Annotated in this window: 16 protein-coding genes; 8 read left to right on the forward strand and 8 right to left on the reverse strand. The window is 38.4% G+C overall.

Annotated features, from left to right (window positions below; translation table 11 throughout):
- Positions 1 to 62: 62 nt before the first annotated feature.
- The 4 genes from PSF86_RS16555 (at position 63) to PSF86_RS16570 (ending at position 5,944) form a co-directional block, all read left to right on the forward strand.
- A complete protein-coding gene (locus tag PSF86_RS16555; RefSeq protein WP_277901208.1) occupies positions 63 to 1,907 on the forward strand; it encodes a glycoside hydrolase family 13 protein in 1,845 nt (614 codons plus the stop codon).
- A 76-nt stretch (positions 1,908 to 1,983) separates the two neighbouring features.
- Entirely contained in the window at positions 1,984 to 3,783 is a 1,800-nt protein-coding gene (locus PSF86_RS16560; RefSeq protein ID WP_277901209.1) for an alpha-amylase family protein, read from the forward strand.
- Between the two features lie 107 nt (positions 3,784 to 3,890).
- On the forward strand, positions 3,891 to 4,643 hold the full coding sequence (locus tag PSF86_RS16565) for a glycerophosphodiester phosphodiesterase (protein ID WP_277901210.1): 753 nt from the start codon (positions 3,891 to 3,893) through the stop codon (positions 4,641 to 4,643).
- A gap of 38 nt (positions 4,644 to 4,681) precedes the next feature.
- Complete coding sequence (locus PSF86_RS16570; RefSeq protein WP_277901211.1) at positions 4,682 to 5,944, forward strand: BaiN/RdsA family NAD(P)/FAD-dependent oxidoreductase; 1,263 nt, start codon at positions 4,682 to 4,684, stop codon at positions 5,942 to 5,944.
- Between the two features lie 50 nt (positions 5,945 to 5,994).
- On the opposite strand, the gene PSF86_RS16575 is transcribed toward PSF86_RS16570, so the two are convergent.
- A complete protein-coding gene (locus tag PSF86_RS16575) occupies positions 5,995 to 6,468 on the reverse strand; it encodes a TspO/MBR family protein (RefSeq protein WP_277901361.1) in 474 nt (157 codons plus the stop codon).
- A gap of 147 nt (positions 6,469 to 6,615) precedes the next feature.
- Between PSF86_RS16575 and PSF86_RS16580 the strand changes: the two genes are divergently transcribed.
- Genes PSF86_RS16580 through PSF86_RS16590 form a run of 3 tightly spaced genes read left to right on the forward strand, consistent with a single transcriptional unit; the run spans position 6,616 to position 9,590 of the window.
- Positions 6,616 to 7,698, forward strand: coding sequence for a diphosphomevalonate decarboxylase (locus PSF86_RS16580; RefSeq protein ID WP_277901212.1), 1,083 nt, complete (start codon positions 6,616 to 6,618; stop codon positions 7,696 to 7,698).
- Positions 7,699 to 7,729: 31 nt separating this feature from the next.
- Positions 7,730 to 8,668, forward strand: a complete 939-nt coding sequence (locus PSF86_RS16585) for a mevalonate kinase family protein (RefSeq protein ID WP_277901213.1) — start codon at positions 7,730 to 7,732, stop codon at positions 8,666 to 8,668.
- A 13-nt stretch (positions 8,669 to 8,681) separates the two neighbouring features.
- Positions 8,682 to 9,590 (forward strand): geranylgeranylglycerol-phosphate geranylgeranyltransferase, encoded by a 909-nt coding sequence (locus tag PSF86_RS16590; RefSeq protein ID WP_277901362.1) that lies wholly within the window; start codon positions 8,682 to 8,684, stop codon positions 9,588 to 9,590.
- Between the two features lie 43 nt (positions 9,591 to 9,633).
- On the opposite strand, the gene PSF86_RS16595 is transcribed toward PSF86_RS16590, so the two are convergent.
- The 3 genes from PSF86_RS16595 to PSF86_RS16605 are packed head-to-tail and all read right to left on the reverse strand — an operon-like array spanning position 9,634 to position 17,209.
- On the reverse strand, positions 9,634 to 11,586 hold the full coding sequence (locus tag PSF86_RS16595) for an OmpA family protein (protein WP_277901214.1): 1,953 nt from the start codon (positions 11,584 to 11,586) through the stop codon (positions 9,634 to 9,636).
- A gap of 12 nt (positions 11,587 to 11,598) precedes the next feature.
- Positions 11,599 to 12,525 (reverse strand): PorP/SprF family type IX secretion system membrane protein, encoded by a 927-nt coding sequence (locus PSF86_RS16600; RefSeq protein ID WP_277901215.1) that lies wholly within the window; start codon positions 12,523 to 12,525, stop codon positions 11,599 to 11,601.
- Positions 12,526 to 12,577: 52 nt separating this feature from the next.
- On the reverse strand, positions 12,578 to 17,209 hold the full coding sequence (locus PSF86_RS16605; protein ID WP_277901216.1) for an Ig-like domain-containing protein: 4,632 nt from the start codon (positions 17,207 to 17,209) through the stop codon (positions 12,578 to 12,580).
- A gap of 431 nt (positions 17,210 to 17,640) precedes the next feature.
- Here PSF86_RS16605 and PSF86_RS16610 point away from each other — a divergent pair, with 431 nt between their 5' ends.
- Positions 17,641 to 18,510 carry a pseudouridine synthase gene (locus PSF86_RS16610; RefSeq protein ID WP_277901217.1) on the forward strand — a complete coding sequence of 290 codons (870 nt, stop codon included), beginning with the start codon at positions 17,641 to 17,643 and terminating at the stop codon, positions 18,508 to 18,510.
- On the opposite strand, the gene PSF86_RS16615 is transcribed toward PSF86_RS16610, so the two are convergent.
- The 4 genes from PSF86_RS16615 to PSF86_RS16630 all read right to left on the reverse strand — a co-directional run bounded on the left by PSF86_RS16615 (position 18,496) and on the right by PSF86_RS16630 (position 23,777).
- Positions 18,496 to 19,857, reverse strand: a complete 1,362-nt coding sequence (locus PSF86_RS16615; protein WP_277901218.1) for an MptA/MptB family glycosyltransferase — start codon at positions 19,855 to 19,857, stop codon at positions 18,496 to 18,498. The two genes, PSF86_RS16610 and PSF86_RS16615, sit on opposite strands and share 15 nt — an antisense overlap.
- Positions 19,858 to 19,928: 71 nt before the next feature.
- Positions 19,929 to 21,410, reverse strand: coding sequence for a cellulose synthase family protein (locus PSF86_RS16620; protein ID WP_277901219.1), 1,482 nt, complete (start codon positions 21,408 to 21,410; stop codon positions 19,929 to 19,931).
- On the reverse strand, positions 21,411 to 22,100 hold the full coding sequence (locus tag PSF86_RS16625) for a glycosyltransferase family 2 protein (protein ID WP_277901220.1): 690 nt from the start codon (positions 22,098 to 22,100) through the stop codon (positions 21,411 to 21,413).
- Positions 22,101 to 22,178: 78 nt separating this feature from the next.
- On the reverse strand, positions 22,179 to 23,777 hold the full coding sequence (locus PSF86_RS16630) for a 4Fe-4S binding protein (protein ID WP_277901221.1): 1,599 nt from the start codon (positions 23,775 to 23,777) through the stop codon (positions 22,179 to 22,181).
- Between the last annotated feature and the right edge of the window lie 10 nt (positions 23,778 to 23,787).

A 23,787-nucleotide genomic window follows, 5' to 3' on the forward strand; every position in this document is an offset into this window, starting at 1 on the left:
GAGGTAGCAATTCGCAACTAACAAAGGGATTTTATTTGGACGTAAAAATAAATCAATCTGTAATGAAAAATAAATATACACCCTTCTTTATAATACTATTGATGTTTGCGTATGCAAATCTACAAGCACAAATAGAACGAGTGGAACCGCCGTTTTGGTGGAGCGGAATGCAGAAAAGCGAACTTCAATTGATGATTTATGGCGAAAACATAGCCTCTTTTCAACCAAAAACAGATGAAATTGCTATTTTGGAAGTAAAGAAAACAGAAAATCCAAATTACCTGTTTGTAACCATTGACACTAAAAATGTAGTTGCTCAAAAATTTAATATTGATTTCGAGAAAAACGGAAAAGTTGCTTTTTCTGAGGAATACGAATTAAAAGAACGCAAACAAAATTCGGCACAACGAAAAGGTTTCGATTCATCGGATATGATTTATTTATTGATGCCCGATCGTTTTGCCAATGGAAACACTAAAAACGATAGTCAACCTAATGTAGTTGAAAAAGCAGACAGAACCAAGCAAGGTGGTCGGCATGGAGGCGATATTGAAGGAATTATTGAGCATTTAGATTATATAGAATCGCTTGGCGCCACAGCCATTTGGAGCACGCCGCTTTGTGAGGATAACGATACGGTTTATTCATATCATACGTATGCGCAGAGTGATGTGTATAAAATAGATCCGCGTTATGGCACCAATGAAGATTATAAAAAATTGGCTTCCGAATTGCACCAACGAAACATGAAACTCATCATGGATTATGTGGTGAATCACTGGGGTACAACACATTGGATGATGGACGATTTGCCCACCTACGATTGGATCCATCAATTCCCCGGTTATGCGCAAACAAATTACCGCATGAGCACGCAAATGGATCCGAATGCTTCAGAAATTGACGCAAAAATGTGCATGGATGGATGGTTTGTAAAATCGATGCCCGATTTGAATCAAAGCAATCCTCTTGCTCTCAATTACCTAATTCAAAATGCTATTTGGTGGATCGAATATGCCGATTTAGACGGTTTTCGTGTAGACACTTATTCTTACAACGATAAAAAAGGCATTGCAACATGGACCAAAGCCGTAATGGACGAATACCCGAATTTTAATATTGTGGGAGAAATTTGGTTGCACGACCAGGCCCAAATAGCCTATTGGCAAAAAGACAGTAAAATTGGGGCTATTCAAAATTACAATACCTATTTGCCGAGCGTTATGGATTTTACCTTGCACGATGCGGTATCGTCTGCTTTTTATGTTGAAAATCCTTCTTGGGATAAAGGGATGATTCAAGTGTATGAAAACTTTGTGAACGATTTTTTATATCCCGACATAAACAATATATTGGTGTTTGCCGAAAACCATGACACGGGAAGGGTTAATGAAATTTACAACGATATTCAGGATTATAAATTGATAATGACATTATTGGCAACCGTACGTGGCATTCCCCAATTGTATTACGGGTCCGAAGTAGGGATGAAAGGCAATAAAGGTAAAGGCGATGGTGATATTAGGAGGGATTTTCTAGGTGGTTGGAAAGAAGATGCCCAAAGTGCATTTGTAGCTTCAGATAGAACCGGATTGCAAAATGAATATTTCAATTTCACTTCAAAAATATTCAATTGGCGAAAAAAGGCAACTGCTATTCATAACGGAAAAACCACGCAATACCTTCCGCAGGACAATGTGTATGTGTATTTTAGGTATAACGACAATCAAAAAGTAATGGTCGTTATCAATAATAGTAAAGAAAATAGAACACTGGATTTAAATAGGTTTAAAGAGAACCTAAAGGAAGCAAAAACCGGAAAAGAGATTATTGGCGGGGAAGAAATTTCTTTGGAAAAGCCTTTAAATATTGTTGGAAAAACAAGTTACATTATTGAAGTTTTATAAAATGATAATGCTGAAAAACATTTTTATTCCATGTGTGTTCTTATCTTTATTCATGGCGTGTAACCCCAATAGTAAAATGGACAATTTAAAGGAAGAAAAGCAAACCAATTCAAAAAAAGTAGTATATCAGGTATTTACCAGGCTATTCGGGAATACCAAAACTACCAATAAACCTTGGGGGACCATTGAAGAAAACGGAGTTGGTAAATTTGTAGATTTTACCGATAAGGCTTTACATGAAATTAAAGATTTAGGGGTTACGCATATTTGGTATACGGGTGTGCCGCACCATGCTTTGGTGAACGATTATACCCAATATGGAATTTCCAACGACGACCCCGAAGTGGTAAAAGGACGTGCCGGCTCACCATATGCGGTTAAGGATTATTACAACGTAAATCCCGATTTGGCTGTGGACCCGGCACATCGTTTGGATGAATTTAAACAATTAGTGGAGCGTACACATAAGGCGGGCTTAAAAGTAATTATCGATATTGTGCCCAATCATGTTGCCAGAAAATACAAAAGCATTTCGGCTCCAAATGGGGTAGAAGGTTTTGGGGTTCTTGATGACACTTCGGTTACTTATAAAAAAGACAATAATTTTTACTATAACCCGAATGAAGCCTTTAAGTTACCGGAATGGAAAGACGGATACCTTCCTTTAGGGGGTGAAAAAAATGCTTTAATTGATGGTAAGTTTGACGAAAACCCTGCAAAATGGACAGGAAACGGGGCAAGGGCCTCACAACCCGACCAAAACGATTGGTACGAAACCGTAAAGGTGAATTACGGAATTTCTTCAGGCGGACAAAAGGATTTCGACACGCTTCCCAACAATTTTGATGAAGCCGATTATAAATTGCACTATGAATTTTGGCAAGACAAAGAAGTTCTCGATTCTTGGAAAAAATTTAAAGATATTGCCTTGTACTGGCTGGATGTTGGTGTGGATGGTTTTCGTTACGATATGGCCGAAATGGTTCCGGTGGAATTTTGGAGCTATATGAATTCGGCTATAAAAACAAAAAATCCAGATGCTTTTTTAATGGCAGAGGTGTACAATCCTGATTTGTATCGTGCATACATCCGTATAGGAAAAATGGACTATTTGTACGATAAAGTAGATATGTACGATTCCATCAAGCATATTATGAAAGGTTACGGTTGGACAGACCATATTCCGGTAGTACGAAATAAGTTTGAAGATATTGAGCTGCATATGCTGTATTTTCTGGAAAATCATGACGAACAGCGTATTGCAAGTCCGCAATTTGTAGGAAAAGCCGAAACAGCCAAACCTGCTATGACGGTTTTGACCACCATAGGAACTTCACCAATAATGATTTATTTTGGGCAGGAAGTGGGCGAGCCCGGAGCCGAAGATGCCGGATTTGGCAAACCTAGTCGGACTTCAATTTTCGACTATATTGGCGTGCCGCATCACCAACGATGGATGAACAACGGGAAGTTTGATGGCGGCCAATTATCCAAAGACGAAAAAGCATTGCGGGATTTTTATAAGCGACTGCTCAATATTGCCATTCATAATGAAGCCATTATGGGGGAAAGCAGGGAAATTCATTATTACAATAAAGAACATACAAACAATTATAATCACCGGGTATTTTCATTTGTCCGCTATACAGCCAATGAAAAATTGATTGTAGTTTCAAATTTTGACGAAGAAACATCTTATGAGTTTGCGCTTAAAATTCCGAAGGAAATTATTAGGGAATGGAAACTTAATAAGGAAAATTACATTTTGACCGACTTGTTATATGGCGATAAGAACAACTTATCGTTAAGAAACGATGAAGGCACCATAAAAATAAGGATTAATCCGTTGCAATCGTTTATTTTTGAAGTTTTATAAAGTCGGAAAGTTATATAAACGCATATGTGCTTTTTAATTCCCGAAAATATCGAGCTGGAAAAGTCGAGACGAGTTCCTAATAGATAAAAAGTCAAAACCAAAAACAAATGATAAAAAAAGTAAGCGTATTCTCCGTATTTTTAGTGCTTCTACAAAGTTGTACGGAAATGAAAAAAGAACCCATTGCAATTGGTCATCGTGGCGCCAGGGGGCATGTGATAGAAAACAGCCTGCCATCCATTAAAAAGGGAATGGATTTGGGTGCAGACGCCATAGAAATCGATGTTTTTAAAATAGCAGACGGCTCGATTGTGGTTTTTCACGACGATACGGTCGATAGGCTTACCAAAGCAAGCGGACCTATTGAAAAATACACAAAACCGGAACTGGACACGCTTTCATTGGAAGGCAATGTTAAAATTCCAACGCTAACCGAAGTCCTTGACTTGATGGATAAAAAAGCCATGCTTAATATCGAGTTGAAAGGAGCCGGAACTGCCGGGCCGGTATACAAAATTGTTCAGCAGTACATCCAAGAAAACGGGTGGATTTTAAACGATTTTATCATTTCCAGTTTTAAATGGGACGAATTGGAGAAAATGCGCGGTTTGGATGCTCAAATTCCAATAGGTATATTAACCAGTAAGGACATACAAGGGGCCATTGCCGAAGGAGAAAAGTTAAAAGCTGTAGCCATTCACCCCAATTACAAAAGCCTAAATGCAGAAAATGTAAAGGAAATGCATGCCAAAAACTTTAAAATATATCCATGGACGGTAAACGATTCTGCTGATATTCAACAAATGAAAAGTTTTAATGTTGATGGAATTATAACCGATTATCCAGAGCGGGTGCGGTAACTCAATCGTCATTTTAAATTAAAACCTACCTTTGCCACATGGTTTTTGATGCAATTATAGTTGGCGGGGGTGCTGCCGGATTTTTTACGGCCATACAAATAGCTACGCTTCGTCCTACACTAAAAGTGCTTATCCTTGAGCGAGGAAAAGAGGTGCTTACCAAAGTGAAAATTTCAGGAGGCGGACGTTGCAATGTAACGCATGCCGAATTTGTGCCAAACGAATTGGTAAAAGCATATCCAAGAGGAGAGAAAGAATTAAAAGGGCCTTTCCATGCTTTTTGCAGTGGAGATACGGTTGCCTTTTTTGAAGAAAGAGGCGTTCCGTTGAAAATTGAAGAAGACGGACGGATGTTTCCCGAAAGCGATAGCTCGCAATCTATAATTGATTGTTTTTTAAATGAAACCGAACGTTTAGGGGTGAAAATAAACACCAATTGCAGCGTAAAAAGCATAACAAAAACCGAACAAAAAGGGGCATTGTGGCAATTGAAAACCCAACAAGGAGATTTTTACTGTAATTATTTAGCCATTGCTACCGGCAGCAACCCGAAAATGTGGAATCAATTAAAAATGCTCGGCCATACCATTGTTTCGCCGGTACCATCGCTTTTTACGTTCAATATTAAAGACAAACGGATAAATGGGCTCATGGGCGTTGCTTCACCTGCGGAAGTGAAGTTGTTTGATAAAAATCATATGTCCATTAAATTGGAAGATGGAAAAAAAGCAATGGCAAGCGGGCCTTTGCTTATTACGCATTGGGGAATGAGTGGCCCGGCGATATTAAAGCTGTCGGCTTGGGGCGCAGGGGAACTCCATCAATTAAACTATCAATTTGTTATACAGGTAAATTGGCTTCCGCAGTATGATGAAGAAGAAATTTTATTGGTTATCGAGCAAGCCAAAACTTCCGAAGCAAAAAAAATAGTGTTCAATACGCGTCCGTTCGATTTGCCAAAACGGCTTTGGTTTAAGCTTTTAGAGGCCTCAGGAATACATCAGCAACAAAAATGGGCAGAAGTAGGTAAACAAGCCATCCGAAAATTAATACAGGAACTTACGGCGGCAAAATTTTTGGTAAACGGGAAAAGCACTTTTAAGGAAGAATTTGTAACGGCCGGAGGGATTGATTTAAAGGAAATAAACTTTAAGACTTACGAAAGTAAAGTTTGCAAAAACCTTTTCCTGGCGGGTGAAGTTTTAAATATCGATGCGGTAACGGGCGGTTATAATTTTCAAAACGCATGGACCGGAGGTTATGTGGTAGCGCAGGCAATTGCTGAAAATACATCTATTTAACCGATTTTAATAATCCAACAAATCTAACCAAGTCTAACAATCTAAAAAATCTAATTTAACTGCCAGATACTAAAATTAAGCACTGTTGCAAAACAAACCCAAAGCAAATAAGGAACAAGTAGGTAAGCGGCCGTTTTGTTTACTACTTTAAACCATTTAATGGTAAGGGCAATAAGCACCAGTAAGGTTAAAATTACCAATAATGCCCAAAATGGTTTATGGAAACCAAAAAAAACAATGCTCCACATTGCATTGAAAATAAGCTGAAACCCAAAGTGGTACAAAGCCGTTTTTACCCATTTATGGTAAAAACCGCGTGCCCAAACTATTCCGGCGGCTATGCCCATTAAAATATAAAGGAGGGTCCATGCCGGGGCAAAAACCCAATTGGGAGGGTTAAAAGACGGTTTGTTGAGGGTTACATACCAATCTCCAACCGAGCTTTGTGTAACAAACCCCGATAAAAAACCTACCGTTAAACATATAGCAACAGCAATGAGTATCCGGGAAATTTTTTTTGACATCATATGGCTAGCTTTATAACCTAAAAATAGTAATTTATTTAACATGTCAATACAAAGGGCATAAAAGAGTCTAAGTTGCAAACACTTCATCCTAAAATACATCCATACTTGTAAGTTTGGTTTATATTTGCGTAAATTTTTCGATTAATGACTGCAGAAGCATTTATTCCCAGCCCATATCAACAAAAACCGGCAAAAGGTAGCCACTCATGGAAATCGCCAAGCAATATCGCCTTGGTTAAATATTGGGGGAAAACAACGCCTCAAATCCCGGCCAACCCTTCCATAAGCTTTACTTTAAACAATTGCCACACCATAACCACATTAACGTATACCAAGCAAACAACTGTAAGTGCCGATTTTAGTTTTGATGTTTTTTTGGATGGTGAATTAAAACCTGGTTTTGCCCCAAAAATCGAAGTTTTTTTGAAGCGCATAGAAATATACATGCCCTTTTTAAAAGAATATCATTTTAAAATAGAAACGTCCAACTCTTTTCCGCACAGTAGCGGGATTGCTTCTTCAGCAAGTGGAATGAGCGCTTTGGCATTGTGCTTAATGAGCATGGAAAGAGAATTTGTAGCCAATATGGACGACGGGCTTTTCTTGAAAAAGGCATCTTTTTTGGCCCGTTTGGGTTCGGGTAGCGCATGCAGGAGTATAGAAGGGCCAATAGTAACCTGGGGCACCCACAAAGAAATTAAAAATAGCTCTGATTTTTATGGAATTCTCTATACAGAAGAAGTAAATGATGTTTTTAAAAATTATCAGGATACAATTTTATTAGTAGATGTCGGGGAAAAGCGGGTAAGTAGTACGGTTGGTCACAACTTAATGAATAATCATCCCTTTGCTGAAGAACGATTTGTACAGGCAAATAGTAATTTATCAAAATTAAGATCCATTTTTAAAAGTGGCAATTTAGAAAAATTTATTGAAGTGGTAGAAAGTGAAGCATTGACACTTCATGCAATGATGATGACCTCCATGCCCTATTTTATTTTGATGAAGCCAAACACATTAAAAATTATAGAAAAGGTATGGGAATACAGAAAGGAAACGGGAAGCCATTTGTGCTTTACGCTCGACGCAGGCGCCAATGTACATTTGTTGTATCCTGAAGCTGAAAAAGAAACAGTTTTGCAGTTTATTAAAAATGAACTCGTTGCATATTGTAAAAAGGGGAAGTATATTTGCGACCAAATTGGTTTTGGAGCTAGAAAATTGTAAATTAGATAACAAAACGCGACTAAGTATAAATATGAAAGGACCACTGTTTTATTCAAAGATTCTACTTTTTGGTGAATATGGAATCATAAAAGACTCCAAGGGATTATCCATTCCTTATAATTTTTATAACGGGGCACTTAAAGTAAGCAAGGAATTGGATGATGATGCAAAAAAGTCCAATAAAAGCTTGCAACGATTTTCTGTTTACTTAGAAGAATTGCAAAGCAAAAATCCTGACTTGGCCAGCTTTGATATTGAAAAACTCAACGAGGACATTGCCAGCGGAATGTATTTCGATAGCAGTATACCGCAAGGATATGGAGTTGGAAGCAGTGGTGCCTTGGTAGCAGCAATATACGATAAGTATGCTTTTGATAAAATTACGGTTCTTGAAAACCTAACAAGAGACAAACTCTTAAAGCTAAAAGCCATTTTTGGAGAAATGGAATCTTTTTTCCATGGAAAATCTTCGGGTTTAGATCCTTTAAACAGCTATTTAAGCATTCCCATCCTTATTAATTCCAAAGATAATATAGAGCCTACCGGAATACCTTCGCAGGCTACCAACGGAAAAGGAGCTGTTTTTTTGCTCGATAGCGGAATGACCGGCGAAACGGCACCGATGATACAGATCTTTATGGAAAGTATGAAACAGGAAGGCTTTAGAAACATGCTGAAAAACCAATTTATAAAACATACCGATGCCTGTGTTGAAGACTTCTTGAAAGGAGATGTAAAGTCATTATTCGGAAACTTAAAGCAATTGTCTAATACGGTATTTAATAATTTTAAACCGATGATTCCTGCCCAATTTCATAAACTATGGAAACAAGGGATAGACACCAACGATTACTATTTAAAATTATGTGGATCCGGTGGTGGCGGTTATATACTGGGATTTACCCAAGATATAGAGAAGGCAAAAAAAGCACTACAAGGTTACAAGTTGGAAGTGGTTTACAATTTTTAAATACATCCATATGATAATTAACCGAAAGCAAAAGCTTTTACTTCTTAAGTTGTTAAGCCTTTTTTCGGTGGTTCGGGGTTACAATATCTGGGTTATTGTACTGGCTCAATACTTGGCTTCTGTTTATATTCTTGCACCCGAAATTCCCGTGCACCATATTCTTTTCGACCCGTATTTGTTTGCCATTGTTTCGGCCTCGGCCATAGCCATTGCTTCGGGGTACATTATCAATAGTTTTTACGATGCAGAAAAAGATCTTATTAACCGTCCTACAAAAACCATGTTGGACAAATTGGTAAGTCAGCGTTTTAAATTAACTACTTACTTTGTGCTTAACTTTTTATCGGTCATCTTTGCCAGCTATGTATCTTTTCGGGCAGTAGTATTTTTTTCACTTTATATTTTTGGTATATGGTTTTATTCTCACAAACTTAAAAAAGTGGTTTTTGTGGGCAACTTTGTATCAGCTACTTTGGCCATTACGCCTTTTTTTGCGGTTTTTTTGTATTATAAAAATGTGCAGCCGGTTATATTTGTACATGCCCTCTTTTTGTTTTTGGTAATTTTAATACGGGAAATGGTAAAAGACCTGGAGAACATGAAAGGAGATATGGCACAAAACTATAAAACCATCTCAGTGGTTTATGGGGAACGTACATCTAAAATAGTTATCTCGCTATTAAGTTTTTTAACTTTGATACCTTCTTATCTATTAGTAACAACCTTTGAGGTAGGTTATATGTACCTCTTTTTTTATGCCTGTATGTTGCTAATGTTGGTTTTTATAGTTTTTTTATGGAAGTCTTCTTCCAAGGTACATTATTTATTGCTTCATAATATATTGAAATTCATTATTGTATCGGGGGTTTTTAGTATTTTGTTGATTGATGTAGATTTGGTACTGAATAGGATTTATAATTAGAATAAGCCTTTAACGATGAAGTTAAAGGCTTATTTTGGAGAATTTAAAAGCCTGTTAATTGCTCTTTTTGATCCTCTATAATGATAAAGTTCGATCTGCGGTTAATTGCATGCTCGGCTTCTGTGCAACTAACCCCGTTGGAACATTTATTAAGCAGCTTGCTTTCCCCAAAACCTCTGGCCCCTTCAATCCTGTTTGCATCAATGCCATTGGCAATTAAGTACCGCTTGGTGTTTTCGGCCCTTGCGTTTGATAATTTATGGTTATAATCATCAGACCCTCTACTGTCCGTATGCGATTCGATCATGATATTTATGCTTGGAAACTCGTTCATTACATACAATACTTTTTCCAATGCCAATTCTGCTTTTGGCGTTATGTCGGCCTTGTCGTATTCAAAAAAAATAGGGTCTACGTCAATTTTGGTCATATTTCCTTCCTTAACGGTCAAGCTTTCCAACGATGTAAGGTATACGTCATTGTCCTCTAGTTTTTTCCCCGGTTCATCGGTAGTCTTTGCATACAATGTTTCTGAAGTATACCTGGATTTGGAAAAAATAAGCTCGTGCTCTTTTTTAAAAGGGAGTTTAACTTCATAATAACCATCTTCATCACTCTCTATTTGAGTATAGAGCGTATCGTTTAAAATATCGTTTACAACTATACTTGCATTTGCAATGGGTTCTTGGGTTGTTTTGTCGTATACATAACCCGAAAAGGTTTGGTATTGCATGGGTTCTTTCTTTTTAAAGAAGTAGATATCGTCGTCTCCTTTCCCCAAGCTTCTGTTGGATGCAAAATAACCGGTTCTGTCTTCAGGGTTGTAAATAAGGCTAAAATCGTCCATGTTGCTATTTAATGCAGGCCCCATGTTTAAAGGAATTTCATAAGCTGTTTTAGACTCTATTTTACTGGCAAAAATGTCCAGTCCCCCGAGTCCATAATGGGCATCAGACGAAAAATATAAAACACTGTCGGTAGCAAAAGGGAACATTTCCCTTCCGGCCGTATTTATCGTCGCACCCAAATTTACAGGTTTGTTTGTTTTCCCGTCTTCAAATATTTCAGCAACATAGATATCAGAAGCACCATATCCTCCGGGCATATCCGAGGCAAAATAGAGGTATCTTCCATCGACGGAAATGGCCGGGTGCCCGCAGGAATAATCTGTGCTGTTAAAAGATAGCGATTCTACATTGGTAATTTGGTCGCCTTTTACGTACCCCCGCAAAATTTCAAAATTGGAAATCCCATCCTTATTGGCTTTAAGCCTGTTCTTTTTTGTGTAATTTTGAGTAAAGTAAACAAACCTTCCATCTCTGCTAAAGCACAAGGTAGCATCATGGAAACCAGAAGTAGCATTCGACCCAAATTTTTCCGGATTGTTAAGTTCTCCATTTGCTTTGTTCCTTTCGGCAATATAAATATCCAAATAGGGTTGTTTGTTCCACATATAGATTTTTTCTTTTGAAATGGAGGTGTCCCTTGCCGACGAGAAAATTAAATAGTCTCCATAATAAACAGGGGCAAAGTCCGATTTTGAAGTATTAATGTCAAGATTGTCAATTTTATACAAAGAGTCACTCTCCTTAATATTGTCAAGGTACCTTTTTTGTGTGGTAACCATTTCTATTCTATTGTAATCATCAGCATAAAAATCATTGATCAATTTGTTTGCTTTTTCATAATCCCTGCTTGCTTTGGCACTTTGCACATATTTTATAAAAGTGCTTTCCTTCATTTTTTTATGGTTGAGATGATACAATTCGTCGTACCATTTGTATGCATTTTGGTAGTCGCATACATTAAAATAGCAATCGGCTAATTTTTCAATTATAGCATCTTCCATGCTGTTGGTATTGGCAATGGATTTCTTGTATAGCTCGGCCGCTTCTTCAAAATGGTAATCGGCATACAATTGGTCTGCTTTCCATGTATTTTTCTGTCCAAACAGGTTTACATGTACTAAAATTATAAGTATTAGAAATTTTTTCATAATAGTAAAGTTTTAGAAAAATCTAGGAGATTTTGCTCTTTTGTTAAGGTTAGGTAAAGTATATCGTAGCATGATTTCATGAGACCCATCGTTGTATTTGGTGAGCTCTGTTGTAGAATAGTCAAAGGCATAACCGGCAAAGAAACTTCGCGATATTTGAAAACCGAGCAGTACGCTTAGCGCATCGTTAAACCTATAAGATGTGCCCACGGTAAATTTTTCCTGTATCAACGCATTCAAGGAAAGATCCACGGTAACAGGAGCTCCTTCGGTATATTTCAATAGGGTGGAAGGCTTCAGTTTAAAGGCCGGGGTAATATCAAACACATAACCTCCAATTAAATAAAATTCGGTAGTTTTATCTATTACCAGTTCGTCGTCGTCGTTGTAACTTTTGGTCTTTATAAAATTGGGTGCAGAAACCCCAACATACCAATTACTGCTGTACAAGTAAGTGCCGGCACCAATAATGGGCGTTACATTGTTTACGTTATTGTTTAAAATAGGATCGGGCTGATCTGCATATTCGCCTTCAGACCAATCTACATTTAAAATATCTATTCCCGCATTGATACCAAACGACAAGTGCATATTGTACGTTATTGGAATGCTATACGAGAAAACACCGTTAATGTCCAAATCGTTTGATGGGCCAATATTGTCGTTTATAACAGTAAGTCCCAGGCCAATGCGCTCCCCAGACCTTCCGGCCACGGTTAGCGATTGTGTGGTTGGGGCCCCATCGATGCCCACCCATTGAGACCTGTGTATAAGTCCAGCTTCTATCCTGTAATCAGAAACATAACCAGAATTGAGGGTCAATGTATTGTACATATACTGTGTAAATTGTGGCTGTTGCTGTGCGGTGGCCAGATAGCATGTAAGCAGTGTTATTGCAATGAGAACAACATTTTTTATATATGAGTTTGAAATTTTCATGAAACTATATTTTTATTGAAGTTTTTTTAGATGAATGAGTTATGGTCCTGGTTTATTTGGCAATGTATAGCCAACCCGATTTGTCCTCTCCCAGCTCATCAATTTTAAGTGAATAGAAATAGGCTCCCGCCGGAAGCTCTTTGCCCCTGTTTACTGCTCCGTTTACATTGGCAATCCCAGTCCAGTCGTTTTGGTATCCTATGGTTTCGTAGACTTTGTTTCCATACCTGTTGAAAATCCTTAATTCACTGTTTGGGTAACGTTCAATGCATTCTATCCTAAAATAGTCGTTGTACCCATCGTTATTTGGCGTGAATTCATTAAAAACGGTTAAACAACTTAGCTCCAAGGTAACTTCTGATGAATTGTTATTTGCATCTCCATCTTCTGGAGTCGATGTTTCTATTGAAGCAATATTGGTATGTATGCCAGTTGGGTTTACTTGAGCCCTAAGCGTTAGCGTGGCAGTTTCGTTTGCACTGAGCGCATCTATTGTCCAACGGCCATTGGCAGGTTGGTAATAACCTATTGAAGCAGTATGTTGCTGATAGGTAAAACCACTGGCAAGCACTTCGTTTACAATGGTATTGCTAAATTGTGTTTCTCCGTTATTAACAACGCTAATTGTAAACGTTACAATCTCACCCACTAACGGATTTAAATTATCGACCGTTTTTATAATACTGATGTCGGATACCGGAATATCCTCGATGGTTAACTCATCAGTAGTAGTATCGGTAGTAGTGCCTCCAGTACTATTGGTAACCGTTGCAATTACGTCATAGGTTCCTTCGGGTATTTCATTCCCTTCGGGAACCGTTAATTCCCAAGTATCATCCTCATTATCGGTTAAGTTTCCATCACCTTCGGTATAAGTTTCCCCGTTTAATTCAACCGTTAATTCATCAGAAGAATCTGCGGTTCCCGTAATAATTGGTGTTGGATCGTTGGTGGTAACAGGAGTAACTACAGGTGTAGTGGGGTCTGGACCGGTTCCAACTTCAATAATGCTAAGCTCGTCGGTAGTATTGTCGGTAACAGATTCACCGGTAATATTTGTAAGTACGGCCACGACATCGTAGACACCAGGGCTCAACGAATCCATTTCTGGAATGGTCAGGGTCCAGGTATTGTCATGGTTATCCTGCAAGTATCTTCCGCCTTCGGCATAATTAACCCCGTTTACAATAACCATTAAATTATCGGCAGTGTTGGCCGTTCCGGTAATTGTAGGAGTTTTGTCTTCGGTTACCAGCGGATTTACAGTTGGTATGTCCGGTGTCGAGGTATCAATGGTAAGTTCGTTAAGTGTCGTGTCGTTGTTTGTATTTCCAAAATCATCTGTTACCGTTGCAACAATATCATAAAATCCATCAGGCAACGGATGATTGTCTGGAATAGTTAAACTCCATGTGTCATCCCCATTATCGGTTAGATTCCCATCGCCTTCCGTATACACAATTTCGTTTACTTCAACAGTTAAATTATCGACAGAATTTGCTGTTCCTGTAACTGTTGGCGTATTATCAGATGTTGCCAAAGTATCAACGGTAGGAGTGTCAGGAAGACTGGAGTCTATGGTAAGCTCGTCAGTGGTATTATCATTAGAAGTATTCCCAGCTTGATCGGTAGCAGTGGCCATAACATCGTAAACCCCATCGGGAAGCTCGTTTGCATCGGGTATTTGAAGAGCCCATGTATCATCACCATTATCGGTTAGGTTCCCATCGCCTTCCGTATATGTAATACCATTTACTGTTACGGTTAATTCATCTTCTGAAGAAGCGGTTCCGGTAATCTCCGGAGTTGTGTCGTTTGTTACAAGTTGATCTACCGTAGGGAGTTGAGGTGCCGTGGTGTCTATTGTCAACTCGTTTACCGTGGCATCGTTGGCGCTTAATGCCCCTTGCGTTGCAACTGCGTTAATATCATAAATCCCGTCGGTAAGGTCATTTGCATCGGGTATTTGAAGGGTCCATGTATCATCGCCATTATCGGTTAGGTTCCCATCGCCTTCTGTATAAGTTATTCCGTCTAATTCAACGGTAAGATCGTCTGTGGAATTTGCCGTTCCGGTAATTTCGGGTGTATTATCATTGGTGGTGAGGAAATCTACCGTTGGATTGTCTGGTGCTAAAGAATTAATGGTCAGTTCATCGGTTGTGGTGTCATTGGCTGTATTTCCCGCATTGTCTGTAGCAGTGGCCATAACATCATAAACCCCATCGGGGATCACGTTTGTATCTGGAACCACCAATGTCCATGTGTCATCCCCATTATCGGTTAGGTTCCCGTCGCCTTCTGTATAGGTTACCCCGTTTACGGCAACCGTTAATTCATCTTCTGAAGAAGCGGTTCCGGAAATAGTTGGAGTATTGCTATTGGTGGTTAATGGATTAACCGTTGGGATCTCGGGATTTGTTAAATCAATCGCAAGTTCATCTGTGGTGGTATCGTTGGCCGTGTTTCCAGCATCATCAGTTGCTGTAACTGCCACATCGTACACACCTTCGGGGAGCTCATTTCCTGTTGGAATGGTCAAGCTCCACGTATCATCACCGTTGTCGGTTAAATTTCCATCGCCTTCGGTATAACTTACCCCATTTACAGAAATAAAAAGGTTATTGGCAGAGGTTGCCGTTCCTGTAATTGTTGGTGTTGTATCGTTAGTGGTTTGTGGGTCAACCGTTGGAACAACAGGAGCCGATGTATCTATTGAATAACTTTCGGTAGCACTTGCATTACTAGTACAAGTACCATTACTAGTTTCTACAATGGCGTTAACTGTCAAACCGGGATCCGCTATTAGGTCACTGCCTTCTACCTCGATGCTATAGGTTAAGTCGTTGGCAACTGTGCCCGCATATGGAATTTGGTTAATTACCAATGTTACCATGTCTCCAGCTTGGACATCGCCCCCAACACTTCCCGTAATAATTACGGTCCCTTGAGATTCATTTATGTTGATGATGTCATCGGCTGTAATGTTTGGATCTATGGTGATGCTAGGCGTTAATGAATTTGCAATAACATCAACCGTAGCCATGGCCAAATCTCCGGCAGCATTGTCGCAACCTGTAATTGTATCGGTAATACTTACATAATAATCGATGGGCGTATCTGTGGGCATTAAATTATTTACCGTTAAAACACCTTCTTGATCTACATTATAGGTAACACCGTTATTGGTTAGCCCATCTGTAATGGGCGAAGTTTTATCGGCATCAAAAAACCAAGAAAAAGTACCGGTTATGCTGCTCGACGGAACGAGGATGACATTGCTTGATTCGCAAACAGGGTCTTCGTTTCCAGTAACCGTAATGTCTGATGCCGTTGGCCTTGCCGATGTTTCAACTTCAACAGCAATTCTGGCAGATTCTTGTGTACAGCCTGGTCTGGCCACTGCAACGTAAAAAGTAGTATCTTCTGTAATTTCGGGAGTAGTAAAACTTTCACCTGATGCGGTTATGGCTAAAGGGGTGCCACTTGTGGAAGCCGAATACCACCTTAATTCTTGATCGCTAGGATTTGAAGTAGCAACAAGGCTTGCGGTATTTCCAGAGCAGACCATATTTTGACTTGCATCTATATCTATTACCGGTAATGCGGGTGTTCTGGTTATTCCGTATAAATCCAGGTTTTGTGCAATCTCTACATTTAATAACGAAGTATATCTAACAGTAATCCTATCAACAGGTTGCCCAATTGAAAATGGAATGGTAGTGGGCAATCCATTATTGGCATTTATTTGTATAAGCGTTAATAAATCTACATTGAGCAAAGAAGAAAAAGGGATGGTTTGCACGACCTCTCCATTATTGCTGGCAATAATAGTAATATTGTTTAAGGCACCTACTGCCAACAAAGCCGGCATAATGCCCATTTTAAGGTTAAAGTTATCGGTTGTATTGGAACTTCCTTCAAAATAAGCAGATTGTTGAATTGAAGCGGCAACACTTAAAAGTCCCAAGTTTAACTCTGAATAAGAATTTGGATCGTCGTCGATAAAATGGTGCGGGTTTTCCACACCTGCGCCGCCAAGGTTTATTAAGTCCAATGTAATCCCTTCTCCGTTGAATGAAGTAAAAGTTGGGATTCCACATTCGTTTGAGCTGGTAACATAATAGGCCCCGTATACGCCAAGCCTTTTTGTGTTTCCAAGTCCAATTAAAGAACCCAGCCTACTGGTCAGCCGTATGCGGTCGTAATTTTCATTAGGGGTAACGGCAACATAATAATCTTCGTTTTTATCTACCACAATGCGCAGCCTGTTCTGGGAAAAATCGTCATCTATTTGAGAACGTCCCGTAATAATGGGGTTGTCCTCTCCATTTAATGCAGATACGGTAAATTCCTGATTTCCTATGAGCACAGTCCCTAAAACCTCCGAAAGAACATCGCCAAGATCCCCGCCTAAAAGGGCCGGCAGTAAATTGGCTTCGGTGTCAATTTTAATATAGGTTGTGGTATTGGCAGGAACCGCAGATGGATATTGAAGTTCTATATGCCCTGAATAGGCACCAATCCCTATAGCTATTCCGGAACTGGCCCTTACATTGGCTTTGGTAGACAGATCGCCATCGTTTGCATTGTTGGGATCGTCGGTCTGGTCAACACTACTTATTGTAGTGGTAAATACTTTGTTTTGTGCATAAGCGCCCACATTTAGTAATAGTGTCGCCATAAACATGCATTTTAAAATAATAGAAATAGTAGAGTTTCTCATAAGTATTCGTTTTAAAAGGTTTAGAATAGGCCTGAGGGGAATACTTTATGGTTTTAGGGGACAAGGGTAGTTTTGGAGAAAAATAAAATTGTAAATAGTCCTTAGAAGTGAAAGAATACTCCTTAGTTTTTAGATATAAGCGAATGATCTCTACTATATTCATCAACTTAAATCTACAGTATATACGAAGTTTAATTTTGAGAGGTTTTGTTAAAATAGTGTTAAAATATAGATTAAAATGTTTGTTTTACCGACAAAGTGTATTATTATGTTAGGGAATGTTATAAAAAACAGGGGGAAGTTATATTCATATCAATCTGTTAAATTAATTAGAAGCTGATTTTAAGCAAATTGAATACTATTACCATATCTTTGCAAAAAAAGAGATAATGAGCAGACAAGATAGGTCTAAAAAAGGAAAAAGCCACGGCAGACAAGGTGGAGGAAGCAAGAAGTTTTCGGGCAGGCAAGGCGGAGGTGTAAAAAAACAAAGCCAGGCTAGGGGAAATGCACCTGTTAAAAATATCCATTCAAATAAAAAAAGCCAATTGGCTCCAAACGAGGTTAGGCTTAATAAATATATAGCCAATAGCGGGATTTGCTCCAGACGGGATGCCGATATATATATTGCTTCGGGAAATGTAACCGTAAACGGTGAAGTAATAATTGAAATGGGCTATAAGGTAAAGCTTACCGACGAGGTGAAGTTTGATGGCCGTGCCATTAAACCCGAAAAAAAGGAGTATGTACTTTTGAACAAGCCAAAAGGATTTATTGCATCAAATGACCGGAACTTGAAAAAGAACGCTTCGGAATTGATAGTCCACGCTTCAAAAAGTAGACTTAGTCCGGTTGTAAAATTTGACAGGACCACCACGGGATTACTTTTATATACCAATGATGATGAATTGGCCCAGAAACTTTCAAGCATACATAATGTCCGTAAAATATATCATGTTGTATTGGACAAAAATTTTAAAAATGACGATTTAGTTCAAGTAAGACAAGGATTGGTTATTGATGGTGCAACGATAAAGGTTGAAGATATTTCCCCGATTGAAGGAGGCAACAAAAATGAAGTAGGAATAAAAATATACAGTGGTATTAACAATATAGTAAAGAAGATTTTTGCAAACTTAGGTTACGAAATAGTAAAAATGGATTGTGTTTCTTATGCCGGGCTTACCAAAAAAGATATTTCCAGAGGAAATTGGAGGCACCTTACCAAGCAGGAAATAATTAACTTACAAATGCTTTAAAATGGGTTTTCCCAAATATACTTCTTTAAGGAAACAACCGTATAAAATACAGTATTCCACAGCAATTAACCATAAATTTTCTTGATAATTAGCATTTGCATATGCCTGATAACTTAAAATTACCACCAAGCTCCACAGTATCGGGAATTTGTATCGGGTAAAAATGCACAATAACACGGGGGTTGCAATATACCAAGGATGCACAGTTGTGCTCATGCTGTAATAAAAAGAAATTGCCATCAACAGGGAAACCATTAATGTTTTTAATTGATGGTTTTTTCTTATAAATGCCAAGCCAAGTATAAAAAGGAAAACTATAAATGCCATTCTTGTGCCCGCGGTTTCAATAATGTTATAGCCCTTCATATAAAAACCAATTTCGCGCACCAAATAATAAAAACTGGCATTAAACTCAAATTTATTAAACCACAGCCCAATGGTTTCAACGTAACGGGAAATTAATTCCGAAGAAACAAAAGGGATAAAAGTAGCCAAAAAGATTACAAAAACCACAGCATAGAACAACAGGAACCTTAAAATATTTTTAGCATTAAAGTTGTTTTCTGATTTGAACCAGCGGATAAAAAAAGGTAAAAACACCAGCGGAAGTAATTTAACCGAAATGGATACCCCCATAAAAAGTGCCCCGACAAACCATTTTTTCTGAATAATGAAATACAGTGCAACGACTAAAAAGAAAAGCATGATACCTTCAAAATGAAGATTTCCGGTAAGTTCTATAATGATGAACGGATTTAAAAAGTACCAAAATATTTGATGCTTGGGAAGGCTTAGATGCGTTAATAATTTCTTGCCGAAATATAAAATACCAATATCTGCAAGGATAATACAAATTCTAATAAAAATAATGCTTCCCAAAATACTTGTCTCACCAAAAAAATTGCCAAGAAAGAAAAACAACTGGTTCACGGGCGGGTAATTGCTGTAATGCCCTGCACTTAAGTTCCCCATGCCCTGAAGCAATTCCCGGTAATCGCCCGCGTTAAAATTGCCGTCCTGCATGAGCTGCAATGGGGTATGGATAAACGGGTTAATCCCGTCTGCAGTAAGTTTTCCGTCCCAAAGAAACCTGTAAAAATCTTGCGAAAGATTGGGAACGGCAACAATAAAAACAATTCGGGAGAGCATGCCAAAAACCAATAAGAAATTAAAATTTCCTTTTTCAAACTGTATTGTTTTGTAATAAAAATAGAAAAGGGCAACATATATCCCCATAAGTTTCACCGTGTCGGTACGTTCTAGATCGTATGCGAAACTTGTGTAAAAGAGCAAGGACGATAAGACAAATAATAGGGGATATTTATGTGTTTTCCAATATGGAATCATGCCTAAAATGTATGGTTAGTTGTTTGGTTAAATGCTTCAGGTTTGCCATAATTTATATTGTCTCCCAATAATTACTTGGGCCTTATGGATTGAAAAAATACAAAACTAAAGCCAAAAAATACCATTAAATGAAACGGAAAGAAGCTAAAATCTTTTAAAATAAATGCATAGATAAGTCCGAATAAAAAATACAGCATCAAAAATGCTTCAAAAAATAAATTTTTAGAAATAGATTTAGATACATATTTATTGCCCTGCCAACGGTCTTTAATGCTCATTACATTAAACTTGGGAGTCCGTATAAATTCACTTTTTTTGCCACGATAACCCTCTAAAACCGCCATGCTGTTATGAAGCGTAAAACCTAGAACAATGGTAAAGAAACGGATAAAATCTACCGTATAATTGGCAATGTTCATGTTTTTACCGGCATGTATGTATTTATAAGGAAACCAATAACAAATATACAGGATAAGTGTACTGGCAATAAAAACCCACGTAAAGTTAACAACCCAAGGCGGTACAATGTTTTGTTGCTGGATAAACCATATGGGAATGCTTAAAACCGCTACTAAAAGGGCACATAAAAACATGGAGCTGTTAAGCAGGTGTGCAACCCCATGCAATTTGGTTTTAATGGGGATGTTTCTTGAATTTATAACGTTGCCAATGTTTTTCTTAAAATTCTCTGCCCCGCCTTTGTTCCACCGAAACTGTTGTGTTCTGGCAGCACTAATTATTACTGGAAGTTCTGCCGGGGTTTCTACATCTTCTAGATATAAAAACTTCCAGTTTTTAAGCTGAGCCCGATAACTAAGGTCAAGATCTTCGGTAAGCGTATCGCTTTGCCAATTACCGGCATCTATGATACAGTTTTTTCGCCAAATCCCGGCCGTGCCGTTAAAATTTATAAAATGGTTCTTGGCACTTCGCCCCACTTGCTCAATAGTAAAATGTGCGTCCAGTGCAAAGGCCTGTATTTTGGTAAGCAGGGAATAATTTCGGTTAATGTGCCCCCATTTGGTTTGTACCACGCCAATTTTTTGGTTTTTAAAATAAGGGACTGTTTTTTTTAACCAATCTGCCTTCGGAAGAAAATCGGCGTCAAAAATGGCTATAAAGTCTCCTTTGGCAATGGCAAGCCCTTCTTTTAGGGCACCGGCCTTAAACCCAATCCTGTTGGCTCGGGTAATGTGTTTTATGTCGATCCCCCGGTGACGTAGCTCTTTTATTTTTTTTGAAGTTTTTTCAATGGATTCATCGGTAGAATCGTCCAAAACCTGTATTTCGAGTTTTTCCGCAGGATATTCAATTTCACTGATGTTCTCCAACAACCGCTCTACCACATAGGCTTCATTGTATATAGGAAGCTGTATGGTAACATTAGGGATTTGTTTTGCACCAGAAAAATCGAACTTGGGCATATTTTTTTTCTGCCTTCGGAATTTTAGATAATTCAGCAGTAAATTTAATTGCGTTATGCTATAAAACAGTATAAGCAAAAGTGCAATTATGTATATGGTCAATATAATATATGATGCAATTTCAATCATTTATTTTAAGCTGTATTTAAAAATCCATCCTAATATTTTTACTCCTGCCATAACAGTTCCTTTTACGGTTCCCGATACTTTGGATACCCCGATTCTGGCTTTGTATTTTACAGGAACTTCGGTATATGTGAAGTTCTTTTTTAAAGCTTTTAACTGCATTTCCACTGTCCAGCCATAAGTTTTGTCCTGCATTTCCAGAGCGAGCAATTTATGGTATTTAATAGCCCTGAAAGGGCCTAGATCGGTATACCGGGCATTAAAAAAAAGCTTCATTAAAAAGGTAGCCAACCAATTGCCGAACACCTGTTGGGGCGTCATGGCGTTTTTGGCCCTGAATTTTTTTATCCGGGCACCAATAACCAAATCTATATCGTCTTCAATAATTGGAGCAATTACTTTGGTTAGTTCTTCGGGATAATCAGCATAATCGCCATCCAGAAAAACAATAATATCGGGTGTTTTATCCTTTTTGGCAATATATTCCATTCCTCTTAAACAGGCATATCCGTAACCTTTTCTGTTTTCTTTTAAAACGGTAGCCCCTGCCTTTTTTGCTATGTTTTCGGTATTGTCGGTCGAGTTATTGTTAACAACAATAATTTCTTCAACCACGTTGGGAATTTCTTTTATAACCTGCGCAATTGACGCTTCTTCGTTATAGGCGGGGATAATTACTTTAATAGTATTCATTAAAATCATCTTAACAGTCGGGCAAAGGTATTGTCATATATATTAGTCGCAAAAAGGAGCTGTTTGTTTCTTTCTGTATTATTCATTTTGTTTGATGAGGTCCAACAGATCAACATCGTTGCCAAGCAACACGGCATCATTGTTAATTCGCCCTTTTTGGGCACCATTTTCCAGTTTTAAAACCCCACGTGGGCAAACGGCAGAACAAATACCGCATCCCACGCATGAAGCACGAACAATGTTTTGTCCTTTTTGGGCATAGGCCCTTACGTCAATGCCCATTTCGCAGTACGTAGAGCAATTTCCGCAGGAAATGCATTGCCCGCCGTTGGTGGTGATTCTAAATTTGGAAAACAAGCGTTGTTGCAACCCTAAAATAGCGGCCATTGGGCAGCCAAAACGGCACCAGACCCGATTCCCGAAAATAGGATAAAACCCTGTACCGATAACTCCTGAAAAAATAGAGCCGATTAAAAAGGCATAAGTACTCCTTAAAGTTTCGGGATTGAAAATAAAAACACTGTTTCCAAATACATAATGAATGCCAACCAAGCCTATTATAATGGTTAAATACCCAATGGCACCATACTGTGCATCTTTTTTAAGTTCTTCCCGTTTAAAAAACCATACCAATGCAAATAGAACGCCTAGAAACACGGCAACGCTTATCAGGAAAATATCTTTGTTTAGCCAGTATTTGTCGGCATCATAACTTAAATAACTGTGTATTACGGCAGTTGTCATTAAAACCGAGAAAACCAATACGCTATGCACCACCCAACGTTCCACTTTCCAGGCAAAAAGACTCTTGTCTGACAATTGCCTGAACGAATCTCCCGAAGTTTCGGCAAGTCCGCCACAACCGCAAACCCATGAGCAATACCATCTTTTTCCGTAGAAATAAGTAAGTATGGGCGTAATGATAAGGATGGAAACAATGCCAAGTACAAGCAGTGCCATCCCGATATCGCCGGAAGTTATAAAACCATCAATTCTATATTGGTCGAAATTATAATAATTAAGCGGCCAAATATTCTTTAAGTCGTAATAAGGAATATTGTATGCTTCATCGTTATTTAAGCGTGCCATTAATTCGGGGATGATAAACGCAAATGCCAATTGAAAAAACATGACGCTGATGGTCCTGATAATTTCGTATTGATTGTGTCTGTATTTCCAGATAAATTTAATTCCGAAGGCAAAAATAGAGGTGGTATAAAGTGTTCCGTATACAAACCATTGACTGGCCGGGTTCCCGCTTAAAAGCTTACTTAGCGGATCGAAAAGTGCAATCAAGCCTGTATTGGCACCGTTGTTGTTTAGTCCTAAAAACTGAGGGAAAAAATATAAAATTATGTAAAATCCGGTAAGGGAAATCCCCAAAACCCATGCGAGAAACCCCCGTGAGGAAATCGATTTAAACCAAACACCGTCATTTTTAATTCCGGCCGATTTATGAGCATAGGCCCCATAAGAAAACAATATAATTCCTAGTGTGATTGAAGTTAACGAAATGGTTAACCAAATGGATTTGTCTGGAAAACTAATATTGAAGATGGCAAGCAATAAAACCATTAAGCCAAACATGCCCATTAATACCGAAATTTTTTGAACAACTGATAAGGAAACAGGCGGTTCTCCTGCTAAAGACATATTGCGTTGTATTGTATTACTCATAATAAAGACG

The sequence above is a fragment of the Galbibacter pacificus genome, assembly GCF_029603165.1.
GTDB lineage: Bacteria > Bacteroidota > Bacteroidia > Flavobacteriales > Flavobacteriaceae > Galbibacter > Galbibacter pacificus.